Genomic DNA, 15,279 nt, shown 5'->3' with positions numbered 1-15,279 from the left:
TCACCTGACCCCGGTCCCGTTGTTGTTCGCCGCCTGACTGTCGCCAGGGCGAACATCATCGACCGCCTCGGACTGAGGTGCTGCTGTGTTGGCGCGGACACGCGTCGCGGTCGAAAGCACGATCCTTCCTTCGGCGTCATGAAGGTCGAAACGCACCGTCGTCGGCAGGCCCGCCCAGGCGGGCCAATTGCCGAACCAGTCACCACGAGGGCCGGCGTAGGCGAAGGTGATACGAAGCGGCGCGCGCAGCAACACGACGGGATCCCTGAACGGTATTGGATCAACCGCAGGATCCCCGGTCGGGAGCAAGACGAAAGGGGCTCGGGCCCGCACCAGCACCCGCCCGGTGCGATCGGTCGTCTCGGCAATTCGCACAATCTCCAAGCCCGGACGGTTGTTGGGGCCAAGCGCCGAGCGCACGAAGACGATCGACGATTCATCACCACGGAACAACGCGGCAGTGCTGGCCCGGTTCGGCGTCACAAATTCGGCTGCGGACACATCCGCCGCCAGGCGATCGAGCGCGATCGTGACCTGCTCGTTGCGCTGGGTCTGGAGCAGACCACGATTCCAGGGTGGCAACCACCCCCCTGTCACGCTTGCCAACACGCCGAGAACCAGCCCCATCAGCGCCAGCGCGACGAGGGCCTCGAACATCGTGAAGCCCGCATTCGACCGCCACATCCGAACAAGCGACGACCTCATTGGCGCGCGTCCCGGTATTGCAGGCGCACGGTCTCGAGCGACACGATCGCCCCGGTTGGCGATTGGACGCGCAACTCGACCCGTCGCGGAACGAACGGAGAGTCCGGAATCGCCGTGTCTGCATCCACGAACGGCGATATCCGCATCTGCCAGCGATAGCCGGCTTCCCTACCCGCGAGTTCAGTCGGAAGCGGTTGACCTTCCTGCGGAAGGCGGGATGCGATCAGACGCGCCGTCTGCATCAATGCCGTATGTTGCTCGAGCTGCTGCGCGCCGCGCACGTTACGGGCCACGAGCGAACCGATTGCCGCGAGCACGATGGACAGCAGCGCCAGCGCAACCACCGCCTCGATCATCGTGAAGCCGGCTTCACTGCTCCGCCTGGACGGCATCCTGCGCGACAATGTCCACTCCTCCCGTCAACCAGTTCACCCGCAGGTCGAACCCGCTGCCGAACCGCGTCAGCCGTATGGCTCCGCCGCAAGACATCCCGCTCGGAAGGAACGTGATGGTCGAAGGCACCTCCCGCCCATTGCAGCGCTGCGGCAGGAGCGCATCGAACACGACGTCGTCCGGCACCTTGACGAATCCCGCACTCGAACCGGCCCGGACGGTTCGTCCAGGCGCATCGACCACGGCGCCAAGCGACAGCCGGCGCCCCATCGCCGCATTGCGGTCGGCCTTGAGCAATGTGGCGATCTGGATCGCATAAGCCTCCAGCTTCGGCCGCGACGTCGCCACTGGGATGCGCGGAAGCGAGATCGCAACGAGCAGCGCCATGATCCCAAGGACGCAAACCATCTCCAGTAGAGTGAAACCCGCTTCTCCGCTGTCGAGGCTACTTCGTCGACGACGTGATATCGCCAGCGGTTCCCGTCCCACCTTCCTGACCATCTGAACCAAGCGATCGAATTTCGTAAGGATCCTTCTCCGCCGGCTGCTTGTAGACATAAGGATTGCCCCATGGATCGTTGGGAACGTTGCCGCCCTTCACATAGGGCCCATTCCAGGACGCTACACCGCTCACCGGGTGCGCGAGCGCACCCAGTCCCTCCGAACTCGTCGGAAAGCGGCCGGCATCGAGGTAGAACAGATCGAGCGCGCTGCTGAAACTCTGGATCTGGATCTTGGCCGCCTTCACACGGGACTCGCTGAGATAGTTCAGCACTCGAGGCCCGACCAACGCCATGATCATGCCGATGATGGTGATGACGACCAGCATCTCGACCAGCGTAAAGCCTTCCTCCCCGCGACGACGCCGACGCCTGGGTGGTGCGAACAGGCCCCTCCGCGAAAAGCCGATCATATGCACCCTCCCCTGTTTATCCCACAACTCGAGTTACCGACAGCCGCGCAGTCTTGACGGAAACGATCGATCCGCCGACGACGCCGATGAGGAGGAGATTGCAGCCTGGCCTCGGCTAGATTGGCTGCCGTGATTGATCCGGAAACCATCTTTCCCTTTTGCGTCGGTGCGCGATAGCGGAAGTTCGGCATCTCGTCACCGCACGATCGTCACGCGCAAGACCTCCGCCGCCATCATCTCCAGAAGCGTGACATGCGGAAGCTCGAAGAACATCGCCACTTCGTCGCCGAATCCGCTCGCCGAAAATTCGTTCATCTCCCACAGCTCGTGCAGGCCGCCTTCGGCGGGGCCCGACCCAATCAGCCTGCCGCGCTTGTCCGCGTCCGCTTTCCGGCTGGCGTCCTGGCTGAACCGAGCTGCGAATTCGTGCGCATTCGGAGAGGCCATGAACGTCTACCGCAGTCACTCTGGTGGCCGCAGAGCGGCGAGCGGGCCGTTTACCCTACTTTTCCGATTAGAAATGTGACGTGACGATCAATCGCAGGCAATTCACGGTACGTGCGCGTAACGCTGTTGATATTCCCCACCAATTTCTCGTCTTCGTCGCAGTCTACATAACATTGTAGCGCATCGATCGATACGCGATAGACAACATTCGTAACACACGAGTGTCATACGAGAGAGCTAAGCAACCGCCATTCGGCCCGCCCCGTCTCGACGGGGACAACAGCGGGCAGCGCGTGAGTGAGGTCGACTGTGAGCCGAGCAGCATTCCGGATCGGCTTGGTCGTCCAATGCGCCGTCATCTGCGTATTGCTCGGGTCCTGCAATACGGTGGGCAGTATCGCCGATGCCGACAGCAACAAGGACCCGGATGTCTTCGACAAAGTGCGCTCGATAGATCTCTTGCCGCGCTATCCGAACCAGTTGCCGCAGCGGCAGCTCAGCACCGGGCCCAAGGCCAAGACCGCGATCTACGCCGCTGACCCCGGAGATAATACCCCGACCGCCACATCGACGCAGGCAGCCACGACAAGCGCGGACCGGATCGAGCTGAATTTCGACAATTCACCGATTGCATCGGTCGCCAAGATCGTCCTCGGGGACATCCTAGGCGTCGGCTACGTGATCGATCCGCGCGTTCAGGGCAACATAAGCCTCTCGTCGGGTCGACCGATCCCCAAGACCGACGTCGTCTTCGCGCTCGAGAACACCCTTCGTCTCGCGGGCGTTGCGCTCGTGCGCGACGACACTGGCTACCGGCTGATGCCTCAGACCGATGCGGTCGGGGTCGGAATGGCGGATGCGGCCGATCGCATGACCCCCGGCTATGGCGTTACAATCGTGCCGTTGCAATATGTGTCCGCGCAGACCGTCATCAAGCTGGTCGACAGCTTTGCGACCAAGCAAGGCATGATCCGCGCCGATACCAGCCGCAATCTCATTCTGATCCAGGGCACGGGCAGCGAGCGCCGCAATGCGGTCGACCTCGTGCTCAGCTTCGACGCAGACTTCCTGAAGGGACAATCCGTCGGCATTTTCCCGGTGCAGAACAGCAATCCGGGCCCCATCATCGCTGAGCTTGAGAAGATCGTGGACTCCGGCGAAGGCGGGATGTCGCAAAACCTCATCAAGTTCCAGTCGATCGCACGAATGAACGCGGTGCTCGCGGTGACGCGGAAGCCGGAATTGCTCCAGCGCGTCGAGACCTGGATTCGCCGGCTCGATGCGACCAATACGGGACGGTCCGCTGTCCACGTCTATCGTGTGAAGTTCGGCGATGCCAAGCAGATTGCACGGGTGTTGAACGACGTCTTCGGCGGCAGCGGCGCGTCGGGATCCTCGTCATCGCCGCTGGATACGCCCGCCGGACAGGTCGCACCGGGCTCGGGCATGTCAGCGAGCTCGAGCGGCGGCTCTGCACTCAACCGGCTCTCGGCCTCACCTACCGGCCAGACGTCGGGAGGCTTCGGATCGAGTGGACGGAGCGCTGGAGGCACAACGGCTGACGCATCATCCGGCAATCAAGCGAGTTACGGCGCAGGTTCAGGCGCGCAAGGAGGCGGCAGCCTGTTCGACAATTCCGCCACCGGCCAGGGCGGCGGACGAGGCGGCCCCGGTGGGGCTGGCGTTCTCGATGGCGTTCGCATCACCGCCGACAGCGTCAACAACACGCTCCTCATCTATGCGAGCCAGGAGCAGTATCGCATCATCGAACAGACCATCAAGGAGGTCGACCAACCGCAGCTTCAGGTCGCCATCGACGCCACGATTGCCGAGGTGACCCTCACCGACGATCTTCAATACGGCGTCCAGTCCTACATCATGAGCCGCGATCTTGGTCTCAAGCCGAACACCGGCTCGTTCGGTTACAACGGTGCGAGCGCAGTTGTCTCTGCGGCTGCCGATGCTGTGCTCCAGCGCGCAATCCCCGGCTTCAACTTCCTGGTCGGCTCTGCGCAAACACCGCGGGCGGTGCTCAATGCCTTGCATGCAATCACCGACGTCAAGGTACTCTCGAATCCGTCCGTGGTCGTGATCGACAACCAGATCGCGACGCTCCAGGTCGGCGACGAGATTCCGATCCAGACCGGAAGCGCGACCGTGCTGACCGGCAGCAACACGATTGCCAATACAACGGACTATCGCAGCACCGGCATCATCCTGCGCGTCGCGCCGAGGATCAATGCAAACGGCAACGTCCGGCTCGACGTCGAGCAGGAGATATCCAATCCTGTCGCCAATTCGTCGTCGGGTTCCTCCTCGACCTCAACCAATACGCTGACGCCGACAGTGTCGACCCGCAAGGTGCGCAGCTCTGTCGCGGTCGCCAGCGGGCAGACGGTACTGCTGGCAGGCCTGATCAGTGACAGCCAGACCAAGTCCCGCTCCGGTATTCCGGGGCTCGACCAGATTCCTGGCCTCGGCGACGTCGTGTTCGGACAGGCCGACAAGCAGATCAAGCGCACCGAGTTGATCATCTTCATCCGCCCGCAGATCATCCGCGACGGCGCAGACGCACATTTCGTTGCCGAGGAGCTGCGCACCAAGTTGCGCGGCACGATCAACGCAATCGGGCCGAAGCAGACCGCCCCGACCACGTATCGTTGAGCTTCGGTACGATGGCCCCAAGACTCTCCGTTCTGAGCCACCGCGAGCGAGATCATGTCGCAGTCGGCGCAGAGCCCCTAGGGGTTTACCTTGCACATGCGTTAATGTATAACATTGAACTAACATAATAGGATGATTGTAACGCTACGGCGCATCATTTCCGATTTCGTTGAGCGGACAGTCGCGGGGTAGCGGAATTTTGGAGACGCGCCGAATGTCCCAGGCAGATAAAGCGAAGATCCCATCGAAAACGATGACGCGCCGCACGATTTTCGCCGCCGCGGCCGCCGCAATCGCGGGGTGCGGGGTCAGCGCTGCCCGGGCCTACCCCCATGGCCATAACTGCTTCTTGAAAGGCACGAGGATCGCGACGCTCACGAGCGCTTGCAGGATCGAAGACCTCAGTGCCGGTGACATTGTGCTGACCGCCTTCGGAGGAGCACGGCCGATCGAGTCGATCGCACGATTCCGGCGGACACGCCGCAGTCCGAACAGGCCTTGGGATAAGCATGAGCGGCCTGTCCGCGTCGCTCGCGGCGCGCTGGCTCCCAATGTCCCGTCGGCCGACCTGTTCGTGACGGGGGGGCACGCATTGCTGATCGATGGGCTGCTGATCCCGGCGGAGCGCCTGGTCAACGACGCCACGATCTCGCTCTACCCGGCCCATGAGCATCACGAACTGGAATTCTTCCATATCAAGCTCGCGAGCCACGACGTGATCTATGCCGAGAACGCGCCTTGCGAGTCCCTGCTCCGTGTGGATGACACAATGAGCAATTCGTCCAGCTATCTCGGCGAGACGCTGGAGCAACATTGCGCGCCAATCGTTTCCAACGGTCTGCGCGCGGAATTGACGGGCGGCGTCAGAACCCTGCTGTCGCCGTCGCAGCACACGCGACAACTCCACCTCATCCGAGCCCGGCTGAACGCCCGGGCGGCTGCTCTTGGCGGGCGGCAGCCGTTGGGAACGGCGGCATAGCATCGATCGCTAGGGCCCTGATCGTGTCGCTGCCGGCGGCACGGATATCAGGTGCGAAGCTCTCGCCTGCGTGCACGTTTGTTGCGGGCGATTCCGCGCCTCTCCGAAAGTAGATTGTAGGCGCGACCAAGCGGGTCGCCGCGACGCAGCAACCTTCCCTCAGGAAGGCAGCGCGGTATCACGACCAAAACTCTCAGCAATTTCAATGAGATTGGTGCGCTCGGAGGGACTCGAACCCCCACGGTGTTACCCACTGCCACCTCAAGGCAGCGCGTCTACCAGTTCCGCCACGAGCGCTAGGAGATGCCGGCCTGAGGCTTTAAGGCCAGCCGGATCAGCGGCCGCCGATCTAACAAATCCATCAGGGGGATACAAGCCTGCAAAGGAGGCGAATTCCACAGGCTTGCGCGGAAAGATCCGCCCGAACCGGCCTTATCTCGTGCCGGGCGAGCGCGGCAGCATCTGCTTGACCTCGACCGCGATCCGGTTGCGGTCGACCAGCACGACGCCAGAGGCCACCGGCAGGTTGTTGGCGAGAACCTTGACCTCGTCGGCCTCGGTCGCGTCCAGCTCGATGATGGCGCCACGGGAAAGACGTAATACCTGATGGATGGGCATGGTGGTCGTCCCGAGGACGACCATGAGATCCACGGTGACTTTATCGAGAGTGGGCACTGTCAGGACCGCCGCAACTTTGGAACTTTCGCATTTGCTCTCGCGATCATCACCACGTTATGGTTAGCCAATGGTTAATAAGCCCGAAAACCACCGCCAAGACCTCGATTTGACGTCGTTTTCGGCCTCCGCGGGCGCGCCCGTGGAGTGGCGGATTTCGGACGCCCCGGTTGCCTATCCGGACGCGGTTGCCGCCATGGAGGCGCGCGTTGCGGCGATCGCGGCGGGCGAAGCGCCCGAGCTCGTCTGGCTGCTCGAACACCCCCCGCTCTACACCTCCGGCACCTCAGGCAAGCCCTCCGACCTGCTCGATTCGCGCTTCCCGACCTTCGCCACCGGTCGCGGCGGGCAGCTCACCTATCACGGCCCCGGCCAGCGGGTGGCCTACATCATGCTCGACCTCAAGCGTCGACGCCCGGACGTCCGGGCCTATGTCGCGAGCCTTGAGGAATTGATTCTGCGCACGCTGGCCGCCTTCAACATTCGCGGCGAGCGGCGCGAGGACCGGGTCGGCGTCTGGGTCAGGCGGCCGGACAAGGGCGCCGATCATGAGGACAAGATCGCCGCCATCGGCGTCCGGCTGAAGCGCTGGGTGTCGTTCCACGGCATCGCGATCAATGTCGAGCCGGAGCTGTCGCATTTTGCCGGGATAGTGCCATGCGGGGTCGCCGACCCCCGCTACGGCGTCACCTCGCTGGTCGACCTCGGCCATCCCGTGACGATGGCCGAGGTCGACATCGCGCTCCGGCAGGCTTTTGAAGAGCTGTTCGGCCCGACAAAGGCATTGCTGCCGGAAGCCGCCTAGGCCGCCGCGCGGTCCGGTGCGACTTCGAGCTTGCCGGCGATATAGCGGCGCTCCTGGGTGAGGCCGCCGAAGCCGTAGGCATCGCCCCTCACCTCGTCGACATGCAAATACGTTTCGTGATGCAGCGGGCCCAAGATCTCGGCCATGCGCTTGAACATCGCGGCGAGATAGGCCGCCTTCTCGTCCTTGGTGTTGGTACCCTCGGAGACGTGGATATCGATCCAGTAGCTCGCGAGCTTCTGCTCGGCGAGCGGCTTGCCGCCCGCGAACCAGTCGTTGGCGTCGACTGATTTCACGATGATGGCGGTGACCTTGGGATCCTTGTGCAGGATCTTTGCGGTGAGCTCGGACACCGCACTCGCGATGTCCGCCTTGAGCGTCGGCGACTGGCGGGAGGTCGAATAGGACACAGTGATCAGGGGCATGGCGGTTCTCCTAAGCTTCGGCGCAGGCTGCTGCGCCGCGTCCATGGAAAACTAGACCCGACCACATCATTCTGGTACCTTATCTCTGTTGATATCAGTGATAACTATTCATAATGAATGCAACGCTCGACATCGCCACGGTACAGGCCTTCCTGCTGGTCGCCGACCTCCAGAGCTTCACGCGCGCTGCTGAGGCGCTCGGGACGACGCAGGCGGCTGTGAGCCTCAAGCTGCAACGGCTCGAAACGCTGCTTCGAAAACGCCTCGTCGAGCGCTCGCCGCGCGCGGTGAAGCTGACCGCCGAGGGCGCTGCGTTCCTGCCGCGGGCCCGCGCGCTGATGGACGCCCATGACAGCGCGCTGTCGGGCGAGGCGCAGACGGCGCAACTGTTGTCGCTCGGCATCTCCGACCACGCCGCCGGCCCCGAGCTGGTGCCCCTGCTGGAACGACTGCACGCGATGTCCTCGCAGCTCACCCTCGCCGTCACGATCGGCTTTTCGCGTGAGATGCTGGACGCCTACGACAAAGGCCGGCTCGATGCGGTGATCGTGCGCCAGGAAGGCAGCAGGCGCGGCGGCGAAAAACTGGTCGAGGACGAGTTCGGCTGGTTCGCGTCAAGACGCTTTACCGTGCCGAAAGGCGAAGCGCTGCCGCTCGCCACCCTGGCCCCACCCTGCGGCGTGCGTGCCATGGCAGCGCGCGCGCTCGAAAAGGCCGGCATCCCCTCCCGCGAGCGCTTCGTCGGCGGCGGCGTCACGGCGGTGGTCGCGGCCGCGCTTGCGGGCCTTGCCATCGCACCGCTGGCGCGGCGGATCGCGCCACCTGGACTGATCGATATCGGCCCGGCGCAAAAGCTGCCCAAGCTGGTGGCATCAAAGGTGATGCTGCACGCGAAGGTCAGCGATCCCGCCAAGCTCGCGGCACTGCGCACGGTGGCGGCGACGTTCCGGAGCGCAGCGGCCGCGGCCTGAACATGCCGCAGGCGGCCGCTAGCCATCCTCGCCGGTTGGATGATCGCGACCGGCATGGCGTCCGGCCACATACCAATAAATCAACCCTGCCGCACATCCGGCCAGGGCAAACACCCAGATGCGAAAGAACGAAAGCTCGAGCAGACGCTGGCCGAGGCCTCCGGTCACGCCGCCGGAGCAAACATAGAAGAGCAGCGAACGTACCCGGAAACGCTCGGTCAGCCCAATGACGATAACGGCGGGGATCGCAGTAAGCACTCCGATCACGAGAAGGACAAACGGTGCGGTGATGCCGAAACCCATCAGGTAGTCCGACGCCGCAGGCAGTACATTGGCGCGATAGTTCTCCCACATCGATGCGACGATGAAGCAGACTTCAGCGGCGATAGTGGCCGTCACGCATCCGCTCAGCCACCCTTTGATGACGCGCAACCAGAAACGACCGGACAACACAGCTGCATTCACAATATCGCCTCGAACGCGCTGCGCAGCGTCTCGTGCCTGAAGACAAAACCGCGGCTCAGCGCCTTGTTCGGCAGCACGCGCTGACCGCCGAGCAGGAGCTCATCGGCGAAGCCGCCGCCGATCCGGCGCAGCAGGCCGCCAGGAATGCGAAACACAGCGGGCCGGTGCAGGCGGCGGCCGAGCTCTTCGGTGAATTTTGCATTGGTGACGGGGATCGGCGCGGTCGCATTGACGGGACCTGCAAGCTCCGGTGTCGCGATCACATAGGCGATCAGTCGGACCAGGTCGTCGCGCTCGATCCAGGACATCCACTGCCGGCCCGTTCCGAGCGGCCCGCCAAGACCGAATTCGAACGGCGTCAGCATGCGCGTGATGAAGCCACCCTCGGTGCCGAGCACGAGCCCGGTACGCAAGTACGCCACGCGGACGCCAAGTCCCTCGGCGGGCCGCGCCGCGCTCTCCCAGGCCTCGCACAATTCGTGACTAAAACAGGCGTGCGATTTCGCCGACTCCGTCAGCACCTGATCGGCCCACAAGCCGTACCAGCCGATCGCGGAGCCGCTGATGAGCACCGCGGGCTTACGCTCCAGCCGTGCGATCAGCTTCACGACCTCTCCGGTCATGTCGATCCGCGAAGAGAGGATTTTCGCGCGCTTTGCCTCGGTCCAGAGGCCGTTGCCGATCGGCTCGCCGGCGAGATTGACGATGGCGTCGATGCACGTATCCGAAGCAAGCTGGTCGAGGCTCGTGATCAGGGTGACCGGCGGCGGCAGCATTTCCGCCTTCGCGGGATTGCGAAGGAGCGCGATGACCTGATGCCCTTCTCCGCTGAGGCTTGCGGCGAGCCGGCTGCCGATGAAGCCGGTGGCGCCCGTGATCAGCACGGTCTGGCGGCCGGAGAGCTTATCGACGAGCCTGTGCCCGGGCGCGCTCGTCATGCGGGCGAGCCGCCGCGTCACCGCGAAATCGCGCACGCCGCAAAGCGCCGCGCCCGCCGCGCAGGCGGTCGCGGCGAGGCTGAGCAAGCCCTGATAAACGACGATCACGCCGAGCGGCTGCATCCCCCAATCGATCAGCACCGGTAGCAGAAGTACCAGGATGGCACCGTAGTTGATCGCCAGCAGCGTGTGATTGATCCGCTCGCTCGGCGGCAGCTTCCGGCTCAGATCCTCCTCGACGAAATCCATCAGCGTGATGATGATCTCGGCGACCAACACCGCGACGATCAGCAGCGCCAACAGGCCATGGACCTCGAACCAGCCGAGCACCAGGAACAGAAGCGCATAGAGCATGTTGCGCACGGCGTGCAGCTGCAGCTCGAACCGCTGCGACGGGCGCCAGGCCAGGCGTTCGGTGAATTCGTGGTGATAGAAGGTGTCGAACACGCCCATCACGATCTGGATGGCGATGAGGGTCCACAAGAGCGGCGTCATGATACGGCCTCCCTGAACACGGCAGACTGGTGGATCAGCGCGCCGTAACGCGGGTGAGTGACATCGAGGGTGAAGCGGAAGACGCCCTCGCCAAGATCGCGATGCGTCACTGTGAGATTGCCGGGCGTGAGCCATTGCGGCAGCGGAATCCACAGGCCTCCAAGCTGGAGGCCATAACCGGCGCTGCGAAAGGTCAGCGCCTGATCCTCGACCGCGATGCGGAGCGCCATACAGACGCCGAAGCCGACATATTCCTCGAGCCCGGTCGGGCCGGCGAAGCGCTTGGCGGAGTGGATCACTTGCGGAAAACCGCACCGGCGCGCGCAGATGCGCGTCCAGGTCTGGCCGCCACTCACGCCATCCTCGGTGACCGTGACGATCATGGGCACGCCGGTGTCGCGGCTGATCGGCAAGGGCCCACCGATCAGCCGGGCAGCCTGCGCAAACCACCAGCCGATGTCGCTGAAGGTGACCTCGTCAACCACGCCGACATAGACGACGCTGTCGCCGTCGCCGACGCGCTTGGAGAAGCGCCGCCAGGTCGCGAGCGGCAGGCGCCCCCAATCCTCGTCCGATAACAGAGCACGGAAGCGGCGATCGTCGAGCAGTTTGGTGTGAGCGGGGTGAGGTGCGAGAGAACCTGGTAATCTTGCCGACGTCATCGCCCCCTCCTCAAAGCTATCTGGCCTTACCCAGCGGCAGCAGGTTGGCGATCTTCTCGCCGAGCTTCATCAGTGCGACCAGCCGCGGCCGCGGCACCTTCAGCATCTGCATGAACCAGTGGTCGGCGAGCTCGGTGAAGGCGAGCATCTCCTTCAGCCGCTTAGCTGCGACCGGACTGATGGTCGGATCGTCGGTGGCGTCGGACACGCAGGCCCGCAGCGCCGCGATGGCCGGGTCGATTTCCCTCTCCTTGCGGCGCGCCGCGATCCGCGCCGCGACCTCCCAGATATCGGCCTCGGCCTCGTAATGGTCGCGACGGTCGCCGAGGATCGGCACGCGCCGAATCAGGTTCCAGGCGAGGAGTTCCTTGAGCGAGTTGGAAACATTGGAGCGCGCCATGCCGAGCGTGTCGGCGATGTCTTCCGCCGTCATTGGCGCTTCCGCGAGATAGAGCAGCCCGTGGATCTGACTGACGGAGCGGTTGACGCCCCACTCGTCCCCCATGTCGCCCCAATGCAGGATGAAGCGCTCGACGGCCGCGGGGAGTTTCTTCTTGCCGGTTGTTTCTGTCATAACAGAAATATCTGACGACGCCGACCGACTGTCAAGCCCGCCGCCGAATGCTTTGATGCTTTGCATACCGTCCGCGACATTTGCCTAAAAATGTCCCAGGGCCGGGAACAATCCCTGTCCTGCGGCGTTTGCACGGGTCGACGCAGGGTGCTGGGAATGGTGAAAAAGTACAATCGACAGAGAGACTTGTTCGAAAGCGAACGCAGTTTCCGACTGTTGATTGACGGCGTTTCGGATTACGCCCTCTACATGCTCGACCCCAGCGGGATCATCACGAGCTGGAACATCGGTGGCGAGCGCATCAAGGGCTATTCGCCGAGCGAGATCGTCGGACAACATTTTTCCCGCTTCTATACCGAGGCCGACCGAGCCAACGGCAAGCCCGCACGCGCGCTCGGCATTGCCCGGGAAAAGGGCCGCTACGAGGAAGAGGGCTGGCGCGTCCGCAAGGACGGCACCTTCTTCTGGGCCAGCGTGGTAATCGATCCGATCTACGAGGACGGCGAGCTCGTCGGCTTTGCCAAGATCACGCGGGACATCACCGAGCGGCGCGATGCCCAGCTCAGGCTCGAGGCGATGCAGAAGCAGCTCGCCGAGTCGCAGAAGTTCGACGCGCTCGGCCAGCTCACCGGCGGGGTCGCGCACGACTTCAACAACCTGTTGATGATCATCAGCGGCAGCCTGCACATGCTGAAGCGGGGAACCGAAGACGACGAAAAGGTGCAGCGCGCGATCTCCGCGATCGACACGGCGACGAAACGCGGCGCTGCGCTCACCAACCAGCTCCTCACCTTCGCACGGCGGCAGAGCGTCAATCCGCAGGCGATTGATTTCGCCGGCCGCATCGCGGCGATCCGCGAGGTACTCGAGGCCGGCGTCGGCAGCGCCGTGCGACTCGCCTTCAACATCGATCGCGGCGTCTGGCCAATAAAGGCCGACGTCTCCGAGCTCGAAACCGCATTGCTCAATCTCGTCATCAATGCCCGCGACGCGATGCCCGACGGCGGCACCGTGACGATCGGCGCCCGCAACACCGTGTTGGCCGAAACGCCCTACGTCGGCGAGTTCGTCGCGATCGGCGTCGCCGATACCGGCCTCGGCATTCCCTCCGACGTGCTCGACAAGATCTTCGAGCCATTCTTCACGACCAAGCCGATTGGCAAGGGCACCGGCCTCGGCCTCTCCCAGGTGCACGGCTTCGCCCACCAGGCGGGCGGTACAGTGAAGGTCGCCAGCGAGCTCGGCAAGGGCACGACCTTCACCATCCTCCTGCCGCGCGGGATGGACACACCAGTGCGGGAGACCACGGAGGAGGCACCGTTCCGCGGCAGCGGCACCGTGCTGCTGGTGGAGGACAATCCGGACGTCGCATCTGTCAGCACCGGGCTCCTGGAGCAGCTCGGCTACAGCGTGCACCGGGTCGCCGATGCCGAGGCCGCGCTACGCGAGCTTGAGACGAATGGCGTCGACTTCGTCTTCTCTGACATCGTGATGCCCGGAAAGATGGACGGGCTCAGCCTTGCCCACCATCTGCGCCAGATCCGCCCCGGCCTGCCGATCCTGCTCGCCACCGGCTACAGCGACGTCGCCGCCGACGTCCGCGGCGACTTCCCGATCCTGCGCAAGCCCTATGAGATCCACGAGCTGAGCGAGGCGATCGCCAAGCTGCCGCGGTGAAGCCGACTAGACCGTTGGCAGCACCGAGAAGGCTTCCCCTGCCCTGCGCAGGTTCAGTTCGTCGGCGCCGGCGGTCTCGCTGGTGACGCTGTCGACGCGCGAAGACGGCGGACCGTGGCGGCACAGCGCGACCATGTCGGCGACATGCTTCGGCGCCCCCGCAAACAGCGCTTCGACGCTGCCGTCGCGACGGTTGCGGACCCAGCCTTCGAGTCCGCTGGTAACAGCCTGGTATTCGACCCAGGCACGATAGCCGACGCCCTGGACGCGGCCGCGGATCATGACCTGGAGGATCGCCCGGCTCATTTTTTCAGCCCGAGAAATTCGGCGCTGCGCGCCTTCATGTCGGCCTCGCGCATGACGCGGCCGGTCAGCTCGGACGATGCGAGGCCTTTGAGGTTTTTCGGCGGCGTGCCCTCGCGCAGCGCCTTCAGCGTGTCGTGGACGGCTTGCGTCGCCACCGCGATCGGCGCGTGGCCCTGGAGCGCGATGCGGACGCGCTGGCCGGCGAGATAGTCAAGCGCGTTCAATTCGTCCGGTGCGCCGCCCAGCACGATCGGCAGGCTCGTTGCCGCCGCGATCGCATCGAGTTCGGCGCGCGACTTGATGCCGGTGAAGAACAGAGCGTCGATCCCGGTGGCCTCGTAGGCCTGCGCACGGCGGATGGTATCGTCGAGCGAAGAGATTGAGGCCGCACCGGTGCGGCCCATGATGACGAGCGAGGGATCGCTGCGGCCATCGAGCGCCGCCTTCATCTTGCCGACGCCTTCCTCGAGCGAGATCAGCTGCGTCCTGGCTTCGCCGAAGGCGGCCGGCAGCAGCGTATCCTCGATGGTGAGGCCGGCCGCACCCGCAGTCTCCAGCTCTTGTACCGTGCGGCGCACATTGAGCGCATTGCCATAGCCGTGGTCGGCATCGACCAGCACCGGAAGCGTTGCAGCGCGCGACATCCGCCGCATCTGCTCGGCAAGCTCGGTGAGCGTGATCAGCGTGACATCAGGGTCGCCGAGCACGGCGAGCGAAGCGACCGAGCCGCCGAACATGCCGAGCGGAAAGCCGAGATCCTCGGCGATCCGGATCGAGATCGCGTCATAGACCGAACCGGGATGGACGCAGGCCGAGCTCGACAGGATGGTGCGGAGTTTTTCGCGGCGGGAACGAAAGGCCATGGTACTCTCTCAACTGTTGCGACGCAGTCCGCAACCTACTCCGTCATTGCGAGCGCCGCGAAGCAATCCAGAATGCCAGCTCCTCATCCTGAGGAGCGCGGAACGCGCGTCTCGAAGGATGAAGGCCCGAGCGGTGGCCTCGCCCTTCGAGACGCGCGCGAAGAGCGCACTCCTCAGGGTGAGGATCTACCGCCTGTGCCCGCTCCTTACGCAAACTCCAAAATCAGCGCGTCCACCGCGAGCGTCGCGCCGGCGCTGGCGTGGACCTTCTTCACGGTGCCGTCGCGCTCGGCGCGCAGCACGTTCTGCATCTTCATGGCTT

Annotated in this window: 19 protein-coding genes and 1 tRNA gene; 5 read left to right on the top strand and 15 right to left on the bottom strand. The window is 64.2% G+C overall.

Annotated elements, in window-relative coordinates:
- From K289_RS44680 to K289_RS0119110, 5 genes are all read right to left on the bottom strand, one after another.
- Positions 1-684: a type II secretion system protein J gene (locus tag K289_RS44680; RefSeq protein WP_256380006.1), complete on the bottom strand. Its 684-nt coding sequence runs from the start codon at positions 682-684 to the stop codon at positions 1-3.
- Between the two features lie 17 nt (positions 685-701).
- Positions 702-1,097: a prepilin-type N-terminal cleavage/methylation domain-containing protein gene (locus K289_RS0119125; protein WP_035685193.1), complete on the bottom strand. Its 396-nt coding sequence runs from the start codon at positions 1,095-1,097 to the stop codon at positions 702-704.
- Complete coding sequence (locus K289_RS0119120) at positions 1,075-1,599, bottom strand: prepilin-type N-terminal cleavage/methylation domain-containing protein (protein ID WP_084788648.1); 525 nt, start codon at positions 1,597-1,599, stop codon at positions 1,075-1,077. Before K289_RS0119120 ends, K289_RS0119125 begins: the two co-directional genes overlap by 23 nt.
- Positions 1,544-2,011: a type II secretion system major pseudopilin GspG gene (gene gspG, locus K289_RS0119115; RefSeq protein WP_051310667.1), complete on the bottom strand. Its 468-nt coding sequence runs from the start codon at positions 2,009-2,011 to the stop codon at positions 1,544-1,546. Before gspG ends, K289_RS0119120 begins: the two co-directional genes overlap by 56 nt.
- A 195-nt stretch (positions 2,012-2,206) precedes the next feature.
- Entirely contained in the window at positions 2,207-2,458 is a 252-nt protein-coding gene (locus K289_RS0119110; RefSeq protein ID WP_027553004.1) for a hypothetical protein, read from the bottom strand.
- Positions 2,459-2,767: 309 nt separating this feature from the next.
- Here K289_RS0119110 and gspD point away from each other — a divergent pair, with 309 nt between their 5' ends.
- Both gspD and K289_RS47770 read left to right on the top strand, forming a co-directional pair.
- On the top strand, positions 2,768-5,122 hold the full coding sequence (gene gspD, locus K289_RS0119105; protein WP_027553003.1) for a type II secretion system secretin GspD: 2,355 nt from the start codon (positions 2,768-2,770) through the stop codon (positions 5,120-5,122).
- 214 nt (positions 5,123-5,336) lie between these two features.
- The gene (locus K289_RS47770) at positions 5,337-6,101 is read left to right on the top strand and encodes a Hint domain-containing protein (RefSeq protein WP_051310666.1); all 765 of its coding nucleotides are present in this window, start codon (positions 5,337-5,339) and stop codon (positions 6,099-6,101) included.
- A gap of 212 nt (positions 6,102-6,313) precedes the next feature.
- Here K289_RS47770 and K289_RS0119095 read toward each other — a convergent pair.
- Together K289_RS0119095 and K289_RS0119090 are read right to left on the bottom strand one after the other, a co-directional pair.
- Positions 6,314-6,398, bottom strand: a tRNA-Leu gene (locus K289_RS0119095).
- 135 nt (positions 6,399-6,533) lie between these two features.
- Positions 6,534-6,776 (bottom strand): FliM/FliN family flagellar motor switch protein, encoded by a 243-nt coding sequence (locus K289_RS0119090; protein ID WP_018647371.1) that lies wholly within the window; start codon positions 6,774-6,776, stop codon positions 6,534-6,536.
- 70 nt (positions 6,777-6,846) lie between these two features.
- On the opposite strand from K289_RS0119090, the gene lipB reads away from it, so the two are divergent.
- Positions 6,847-7,581, top strand: coding sequence for a lipoyl(octanoyl) transferase LipB (gene lipB / locus K289_RS0119085; RefSeq protein ID WP_027553002.1), 735 nt, complete (start codon positions 6,847-6,849; stop codon positions 7,579-7,581).
- Here lipB and K289_RS0119080 read toward each other — a convergent pair.
- Positions 7,578-8,006 carry a 4-oxalocrotonate tautomerase family protein gene (locus K289_RS0119080; RefSeq protein ID WP_027553001.1) on the bottom strand — a complete coding sequence of 143 codons (429 nt, stop codon included), beginning with the start codon at positions 8,004-8,006 and terminating at the stop codon, positions 7,578-7,580. The two genes, lipB and K289_RS0119080, sit on opposite strands and share 4 nt — an antisense overlap.
- Positions 8,007-8,119: 113 nt before the next feature.
- Between K289_RS0119080 and K289_RS0119075 the strand changes: the two genes are divergently transcribed.
- Positions 8,120-8,977, top strand: a complete 858-nt coding sequence (locus K289_RS0119075) for a LysR family transcriptional regulator (RefSeq protein WP_027553000.1) — start codon at positions 8,120-8,122, stop codon at positions 8,975-8,977.
- Between the two features lie 18 nt (positions 8,978-8,995).
- Here K289_RS0119075 and K289_RS0119070 read toward each other — a convergent pair whose 3' ends face one another.
- The 4 genes from K289_RS0119070 to K289_RS0119055 are packed head-to-tail and all read right to left on the bottom strand — an operon-like array spanning position 8,996 to position 12,111.
- Positions 8,996-9,442 carry a hypothetical protein gene (locus K289_RS0119070; RefSeq protein ID WP_156918059.1) on the bottom strand — a complete coding sequence of 149 codons (447 nt, stop codon included), beginning with the start codon at positions 9,440-9,442 and terminating at the stop codon, positions 8,996-8,998.
- Positions 9,439-10,875 (bottom strand): TIGR01777 family oxidoreductase, encoded by a 1,437-nt coding sequence (locus K289_RS0119065; protein ID WP_027552998.1) that lies wholly within the window; start codon positions 10,873-10,875, stop codon positions 9,439-9,441. The genes K289_RS0119070 and K289_RS0119065 overlap by 4 nt, the downstream gene beginning before the upstream one ends.
- A complete protein-coding gene (locus K289_RS0119060) occupies positions 10,872-11,537 on the bottom strand; it encodes a DUF4166 domain-containing protein (RefSeq protein WP_027552997.1) in 666 nt (221 codons plus the stop codon). The genes K289_RS0119065 and K289_RS0119060 overlap by 4 nt, the downstream gene beginning before the upstream one ends.
- Positions 11,538-11,553: 16 nt before the next feature.
- Entirely contained in the window at positions 11,554-12,111 is a 558-nt protein-coding gene (locus K289_RS0119055) for a GbsR/MarR family transcriptional regulator (RefSeq protein ID WP_027552996.1), read from the bottom strand.
- A 156-nt stretch (positions 12,112-12,267) separates the two neighbouring features.
- On the opposite strand from K289_RS0119055, the gene K289_RS0119050 reads away from it, so the two are divergent.
- Positions 12,268-13,788 carry a PAS domain-containing sensor histidine kinase gene (locus tag K289_RS0119050; RefSeq protein WP_027552995.1) on the top strand — a complete coding sequence of 507 codons (1,521 nt, stop codon included), beginning with the start codon at positions 12,268-12,270 and terminating at the stop codon, positions 13,786-13,788.
- Positions 13,789-13,794: 6 nt separating this feature from the next.
- Here the strand turns inward: K289_RS0119050 and K289_RS0119045 are convergent, their stop codons facing one another.
- From K289_RS0119045 to K289_RS48730, 3 genes are all read right to left on the bottom strand, one after another.
- A complete protein-coding gene (locus K289_RS0119045) occupies positions 13,795-14,094 on the bottom strand; it encodes an acylphosphatase (RefSeq protein ID WP_027552994.1) in 300 nt (99 codons plus the stop codon).
- Positions 14,091-14,957 (bottom strand): oxaloacetate decarboxylase, encoded by an 867-nt coding sequence (locus K289_RS0119040; protein WP_027552993.1) that lies wholly within the window; start codon positions 14,955-14,957, stop codon positions 14,091-14,093. The genes K289_RS0119045 and K289_RS0119040 overlap by 4 nt, the downstream gene beginning before the upstream one ends.
- A gap of 206 nt (positions 14,958-15,163) precedes the next feature.
- On the bottom strand, positions 15,164-15,279 hold a 116-nt coding region (locus tag K289_RS48730), incomplete at its 5' end, for a biotin/lipoyl-containing protein (RefSeq protein ID WP_156918057.1).

The sequence above is a fragment of the Bradyrhizobium sp. Cp5.3 genome (assembly GCF_000426265.1).
In the GTDB taxonomy this organism is placed as follows: domain Bacteria; phylum Pseudomonadota; class Alphaproteobacteria; order Rhizobiales; family Xanthobacteraceae; genus Bradyrhizobium; species Bradyrhizobium neotropicale.
This window is presented reverse-complemented; position numbering and strand designations above follow the sequence as displayed.

Excerpts from the sequence above, each read along its gene's own strand:
- K289_RS0119050 (WP_027552995.1), top strand. The coding sequence starts at position 12,268 with ATGGTGAAAAAGTACAATCGACAGAGAGACTTGTTCGAAAGCGAACGC.
- K289_RS47770 (WP_051310666.1), top strand. The coding sequence starts at position 5,337 with ATGTCCCAGGCAGATAAAGCGAAGATCCCATCGAAAACGATGACGCGC.
- K289_RS0119060 (WP_027552997.1), bottom strand. The coding sequence starts at position 11,537 with ATGACGTCGGCAAGATTACCAGGTTCTCTCGCACCTCACCCCGCTCAC.
- K289_RS44680 (WP_256380006.1), bottom strand. The coding sequence starts at position 684 with ATGTGGCGGTCGAATGCGGGCTTCACGATGTTCGAGGCCCTCGTCGCG.
- K289_RS0119055 (WP_027552996.1), bottom strand. The coding sequence starts at position 12,111 with ATGACAGAAACAACCGGCAAGAAGAAACTCCCCGCGGCCGTCGAGCGC.
- K289_RS0119075 (WP_027553000.1), top strand. The coding sequence starts at position 8,120 with ATGAATGCAACGCTCGACATCGCCACGGTACAGGCCTTCCTGCTGGTC.
- K289_RS0119110 (WP_027553004.1), bottom strand. The coding sequence starts at position 2,458 with ATGGCCTCTCCGAATGCGCACGAATTCGCAGCTCGGTTCAGCCAGGAC.
- K289_RS0119080 (WP_027553001.1), bottom strand. The coding sequence starts at position 8,006 with ATGCCCCTGATCACTGTGTCCTATTCGACCTCCCGCCAGTCGCCGACG.
- K289_RS0119125 (WP_035685193.1), bottom strand. The coding sequence starts at position 1,097 with ATGCCGTCCAGGCGGAGCAGTGAAGCCGGCTTCACGATGATCGAGGCG.
- K289_RS0119065 (WP_027552998.1), bottom strand. The coding sequence starts at position 10,875 with ATGACGCCGCTCTTGTGGACCCTCATCGCCATCCAGATCGTGATGGGC.
- K289_RS0119045 (WP_027552994.1), bottom strand. The coding sequence starts at position 14,094 with ATGAGCCGGGCGATCCTCCAGGTCATGATCCGCGGCCGCGTCCAGGGC.
- lipB (WP_027553002.1), top strand. The coding sequence starts at position 6,847 with ATGGTTAATAAGCCCGAAAACCACCGCCAAGACCTCGATTTGACGTCG.
- K289_RS0119040 (WP_027552993.1), bottom strand. The coding sequence starts at position 14,957 with ATGGCCTTTCGTTCCCGCCGCGAAAAACTCCGCACCATCCTGTCGAGC.
- gspG (WP_051310667.1), bottom strand. The coding sequence starts at position 2,011 with ATGATCGGCTTTTCGCGGAGGGGCCTGTTCGCACCACCCAGGCGTCGG.
- K289_RS0119120 (WP_084788648.1), bottom strand. The coding sequence starts at position 1,599 with ATGGTCAGGAAGGTGGGACGGGAACCGCTGGCGATATCACGTCGTCGA.